The sequence below is a fragment of the Stenotrophomonas sp. AGC87 genome (genome assembly GCF_057333975.1).
The window spans coordinates 204,509-209,658 of sequence record NZ_JBHFHW010000010.1; the positions used below are offsets into that span (position 1 = coordinate 204,509).

Annotated in this window: 6 protein-coding genes; all 6 read left to right on the forward strand. The window is 66.4% G+C overall.

Features of this window, described 5'->3' with window-relative positions; all coding sequences use genetic code 11:
- Window positions 1-236 precede the first annotated feature (236 nt).
- A complete protein-coding gene (gene rsmD / locus ACE026_RS05275) occupies window positions 237-839 on the forward strand; it encodes a 16S rRNA (guanine(966)-N(2))-methyltransferase RsmD (RefSeq protein WP_486038232.1) in 603 nt (200 codons plus the stop codon).
- 7 nt (window positions 840-846) lie between these two features.
- The gene (gene coaD / locus ACE026_RS05280; protein WP_313211488.1) at window positions 847-1,356 is read left to right on the forward strand and encodes a pantetheine-phosphate adenylyltransferase; all 510 of its coding nucleotides are present in this window, start codon (window positions 847-849) and stop codon (window positions 1,354-1,356) included.
- A gap of 47 nt (window positions 1,357-1,403) precedes the next feature.
- Window positions 1,404-1,895, forward strand: a complete 492-nt coding sequence (locus tag ACE026_RS05285) for a hypothetical protein (protein WP_019183240.1) — start codon at window positions 1,404-1,406, stop codon at window positions 1,893-1,895.
- Window positions 1,896-2,020: 125 nt separating this feature from the next.
- Window positions 2,021-2,305, forward strand: coding sequence for a YfhL family 4Fe-4S dicluster ferredoxin (locus ACE026_RS05290; RefSeq protein WP_123728977.1), 285 nt, complete (start codon window positions 2,021-2,023; stop codon window positions 2,303-2,305).
- Window positions 2,302-4,038, forward strand: coding sequence for a gamma-glutamyltransferase (ggt, locus tag ACE026_RS05295; protein ID WP_486038233.1), 1,737 nt, complete (start codon window positions 2,302-2,304; stop codon window positions 4,036-4,038). Before ACE026_RS05290 ends, ggt begins: the two co-directional genes overlap by 4 nt.
- Window positions 4,039-4,134: 96 nt before the next feature.
- Window positions 4,135-5,022: an MBL fold metallo-hydrolase gene (locus tag ACE026_RS05300; RefSeq protein WP_088432193.1), complete on the forward strand. Its 888-nt coding sequence runs from the start codon at window positions 4,135-4,137 to the stop codon at window positions 5,020-5,022.
- The last annotated feature ends 128 nt before the right edge of the window (window positions 5,023-5,150 follow it).

Here is a 5,150-nt window from a genome sequence, read left to right on the forward strand (position 1 = left end):
GCATCCATGCTGCCCAACGGTCCCGGCCCCCCGTACCCGCCACCCTCTACAAGGTGGGTCGGACGTGCGACAGGAGCCACGCCATGCGTGGCTGCATTTCATTCCGGCATCGGGACGCTGGGTGGAGACAACCGCTGGACCGCCTAGAATGTCGTCCTGAACCGCCTGCCATCCGTGCCCATGACGCTCTTCTGCCCGTTCGCCCATCCCGCTGCCAGCTGTCTCCGGAGCCACGCATGACGCCGCGTCAGCCGGTGGGCGCCGTGGGCCAGGTGCGGATCATCGGGGGCAAGTGGCGCAATACGAAGCTGCCGGTGCCGCTGTCACCGGGGCTGCGGCCCAGCAGTGACCGGGTGCGCGAGACGCTGTTCAACTGGCTGATGCCGCGGTTGGGTGGGGCGCGGGTGCTGGATCTCTTCGCCGGGAGCGGGGCGCTGGGGCTGGAGGCGGTGTCGCGGGGGGCGGCGCAGGCGACGCTGGTGGAGCGGGATGTGGCGTTGTCCCGCCAGCTGCGCGAGTCGGTCGCCAAGTTGGGCGCGCAGCAGCAGATCGCGGTGGTACAAGCCGATGCGCTGCAGTGGCTGCGGCAGCCGGCCGGGGCGCTGGCGGATATCGTGTTCATCGATCCGCCGTTCGCCGATGGGCTGTGGGAGGCGGTGATCGCGGGGCTGCCGTCGCATCTGGCCGCCGATGCCTGGCTGTACGTGGAGTCCCCGGCCGATCAGGCGCCGAAGATGCCTGCGCCGTGGCTGCTGCACCGCGAGGGGGGCACCCGGGAGGTCCGTTTTGCCCTGTATCGGCGCGCCACTGCTACACTTTCACCAGACCAACACGCGTAGCTGACGTATGACCGTGGCCAACCGCCGCATTGCTGTCTACCCGGGCACCTTCGATCCGATCACCAACGGTCACATCGATCTGGTGAACCGCGCTGCGCCCCTGTTCGAGAAGGTGGTGGTGGGCGTGGCGCAGAGTCCGTCCAAGGGGCCGACCCTGCCGCTGGAGCAGCGCGTTCAGCTGGCCCGCGATGCGCTGGGCCACAACCGCAACGTGGAAGTGCGTGGTTTCGATACGCTGCTGGCGCATTTCGTGCGCTCGGTGCAGGGCGGCATCCTGCTGCGCGGCCTGCGCGCGGTGTCCGATTTCGAATATGAATTCCAGATGGCGAGCATGAACCGCCATCTGATTCCGGAGGTCGAGACCCTGTTCCTGACCCCGGCCGAGCAACACAGCTTCATTTCGTCTTCGCTGGTCCGCGAGATCGCCCGTCTGGGCGGCGACGTGTCCGGCTTTGTGCCGTCCGCTGTGCTTGAGGCGCTGCGCAAGGTCCGTGAAGCGAAGTCGGGCCAAGCGTAGTACCTGTCAGACCCATACATACCAAGAATCACCAAGGGAGGAATTCCATGAACAACACCATGCGTGCCATGTTGATCGCGTCGTTCGCGCTGGCCTTCACCGCCTGCAAGAAGGAAGAGGCCGCGCCGGTCGTCGAAGCCCAGCAGGCGCTGGTCGCCCCGGCTGCCGATGACGATGCCGGCTGGAAGAAGTACCTGCAGGCCGTGGCCGTGCAGAACATGGGCAACATCAGCAACAGCCCGTACCTGTACTACCTCGCTCCGGAATCGGATCCGGAATTCGCGGCCAAGTATGAGCGTCAGGTCGAAAGCGCCACCCAGGCCGTGGGCCGTGGCGTGCAGCCGGGCAACATGCTGGCCTTCGGTTCCTCGGCCTCGGCCAAGATGGCCGACATGATCCAGGCCGTGTTCAAGGACGTCTCGCCGGACTCGATGAAGGGTGTGCGCGTGGTGTTCATCGGCAAGGCCGCCGACAACGCCCGCGTCCAGTCGATCATCCAGCCGACCGGCGCCGAGTACATCTTCGTCGAAGCCAAGTAACCCGTGCAGTGGCGGCTGCGCCTTGTGCGCGGCCCGGGTGGCGCCCGCAGGGGCGTCACCGATGACCGGCCCGCGCGCCCGCGTGGGCCGGTTCTCATCCGCCGGCGCGGGCGTGGAGTAACGCCATGTCGCTGAAAATCAATGAGCTCTGCGTCAATTGCGACGTCTGTGAGCCGGCCTGTCCCAATCAGGCCATTTCGATGGGTGAAACCATCTACGTGATCGATCCGGCCCGCTGCACCGAGTGCGTGGGGCATTTCGACGAACCCCAGTGCGTGGTCGTCTGCCCGGTCGAATGCATCGATCCCGATCCGGACATTCCGGAAACCCAGGACGCTCTGCTGGCCAAATTGCATGGGCTGCAGCGCGATCATCCCGAATTGTATGTCACGGAGTTTGTGCCCAAATGAGAACGCTGTCGCGTCGCTGGTTGCTGCTTGTCCTGCTGGTGGCCCCGGGTGCCTGGGCCGCGGAACCCGCGCAGGCGGCCCTGGCCAAACATCCTGACGGTGCCGCCGTCGCCAGTGGCCATCACCTGGCCACCGAAGCTGGCATGGAAATCCTGGCCAAGGGCGGCAACGCGTTCGATGCGGCCGTCGCGGTTTCGGCCACGCTGGCCGTGGTCGAGCCGATCAGCTCCGGTCTCGGCGGCGGTGGGTTCTTCCTGCTGCATGACGCGGCCACCGGCAAGGATGTGATGCTGGACGCGCGCGAAACCGCGCCGCAGTCCGCCACCCCCGAGGCGTTCCTCGACAAGAAAGGCGAGCTGGACCGCGACCGTTCGGTCAACGGTGCCTGGTCGGCCGGTATTCCGGGCCTGCCAGCGGCGCTGGTGGAGCTCTCTTCCAAGCACGGCAAGCTGCCGCTGAAGACCTCGCTGGAACCGGCCATGCGCATCGCGCGCGAGGGCTTCCCGGTGTATGCACGCATGGCCAAGGGCTATCAATCGCGGCGTGAGGTGATGCAGCGCTACCCTGGCACGCGCGAGGTGTATGAGCGCAACGGCAAGCCGATCGCCGAAGGCGACGTGTTCCGCCAGCCGGAACTGGCCAGGACCATGGAGCGCCTGGCCGACCAGGGCTTCGATGGCTTCTACCGTGGCGAGACCGGCAAGCTGCTGCTCAAGGGCGTGAAGCAGGCCGGTGGCCAGTGGACCGCAGAGGAGCTGGCCGGCTACCGGGTCAAGCTGCGCGAGCCGATCGCCTTCAAGTACCGCGACTGGACCATCACCACCGCCTCGCCGCCGTCCTCCGGTGGCATCGCACTGGCGGCCATGCTGCAGATCCTGGAAGGCTGGGACCTGAAATCGATGGACCAGGCCCACCGCACCCACCTGGTAGTGGAAGCGATGCGCCGCGCCTACCGCGACCGCACCTTCTTCCTGGGGGATCCGGACTTCGTGGATATCCCGCAGAAAGTACTGACCAGCAAGGACTACGCGCAGGGCCTGCGTGCCACCATCCATCCGGAAATGGCCACCCCGAGCGACCTGTTGTCGGGCAATCCGACGCCGCTGGAAGATGACGAGACCACGCATTTCTCGATCATCGACCGCGAAGGCAACCGCGTCGGCGCCACCCAGACCGTGAACCTGCTGTACGGCTCGGGCCTGATTCCGTCGGGTACCGGCGTGCTGCTGAACAACGAAATGGACGATTTCGCGCTGAAGCCGGGCACCCCCAATGCCTTCGGCGTGATGGGCTATGCGGCCAATGCGCCGAAGCCGGGCAAGCGCATGCTCAGCTCGATGACCCCGACGTTCATGGAGTCCGCCGACAAGGTCGTGGTGCTCGGCACGCCCGGTGGCAGCCGCATCATCACCATGGTGCTGCTGGGCATCCTGGGTTACGACGACGGCCTGACGGCCCAGCAGGTCGCCGCGCTGCCGCGCTACCACCACCAGTGGCTGCCCGACCGGATCGAGGCCGAGGACGGCACCTTCGATACGGACACCATCAAACAGCTGCAGGCGATGGGCCACAAGATCGATCTGCCCGGCGACACCGCCGCGGGCGGTCGCGGCTCCAGCCATGTCTGGGGCAATCTGCAGACGGTGGAATGGGACCGCCGCAGCAATGTCCTCAGCGGTGGCAGCGACCCGCGCAATCCGGTCGGCAGCGCCGCGGTCAGCCAAGCGCACTGATTGACCGCAGAAACGAGAAACCCCGTCCCAGTGGCGGGGTTTTTTCATGGGCGATGGCTAGCGAATATTTAACAGGGGCACGACGATAATTTGCCAATGAAACTATGGTCCATCCGCGGTAACTCCCAGAAACTCGATGGTGGCGCGATGTTCGGCAATGCGCCGCGCGCGGTCTGGGAAAAATGGGCAGTGCCGGACGATCTCAACCGGATCGAACTGGCCTGCCGTGCGCTGCTCGCCAGCCCGCTGGCTGGCAAGACGGTGCTGTTCGAAACCGGCATCGGCGCTTTCTTCGAGCCGAAACTGCGGGACCGTTACGGCGTGCAGGAACCCAGCCATGTGCTGATCGAATCCCTGCGCGAGGCGGGGTTCGAGCACGAAGACATCGACGTGGTGGTGCTGAGTCATCTGCACTTCGATCATGCCGGCGGCCTGCTGGCACCGTGGAGCGAAGGGCGCTCGCCGGAACTGTTGTTCCCGAATGCGACCTTCCTGGTCGGGGCCGAGCACTGGGCGCGTGCGCTGCATCCGCATCCGCGCGACCGGGCCAGTTTCATCCCGGAACTGCCCGGTCTGCTGCAGGCCAGTGGCCGCCTGGAGATCGTCGACGGTCCGTATTCCACCGCCCTGGGCGACAGCGTGCGTTTCAGCTTCAGCGACGGGCATACGCCGGGCCTGATGCTGGCCGAGATCATCGGGCCGGAAACGGTGGATGGCCAGGCGCGGGGTGGCGTGGTGTTCTGTGCGGACCTGATCCCGGGCCGCTCGTGGGTGCATGTGCCGATCACCATGGGTTACGACCGCAACGCCGAACTGCTGATCGACGAGAAGCGCAGCTTCCTGGAAGACAAGCTGGCCCGCAACGTCCATCTGTTCTTCACCCACGACCCGCAGTGCGCGCTGGCGCAGGTGTCACGCGATGAAAAGGGCCGCTTCGGCACCGTGCACGAACAGGGCGAACTGAAGGCCCGCGCGCTGGCGTAACGCCTGCGCAACCACACCGGTAGGTGCCGACCGTTGGTCGGTACGCGATCACGGGCACGGCCGACCGTCGTTCGGCACGTCATGACGGGTAGTGGGGGGGGGGGGGGGGGGGGGGGGGGGGGGGGGGG

Coding starts and splice junctions, on each gene's coding strand:
- rsmD (WP_486038232.1), top strand. CDS start 237: ATGACGCCGCGTCAGCCGGTGGGCGCCGTGGGCCAGGTGCGGATCATC.
- coaD (WP_313211488.1), top strand. CDS start 847: ATGACCGTGGCCAACCGCCGCATTGCTGTCTACCCGGGCACCTTCGAT.
- ACE026_RS05285 (WP_019183240.1), top strand. CDS start 1,404: ATGAACAACACCATGCGTGCCATGTTGATCGCGTCGTTCGCGCTGGCC.
- ACE026_RS05290 (WP_123728977.1), top strand. CDS start 2,021: ATGTCGCTGAAAATCAATGAGCTCTGCGTCAATTGCGACGTCTGTGAG.
- ggt (WP_486038233.1), top strand. CDS start 2,302: ATGAGAACGCTGTCGCGTCGCTGGTTGCTGCTTGTCCTGCTGGTGGCC.
- ACE026_RS05300 (WP_088432193.1), top strand. CDS start 4,135: ATGAAACTATGGTCCATCCGCGGTAACTCCCAGAAACTCGATGGTGGC.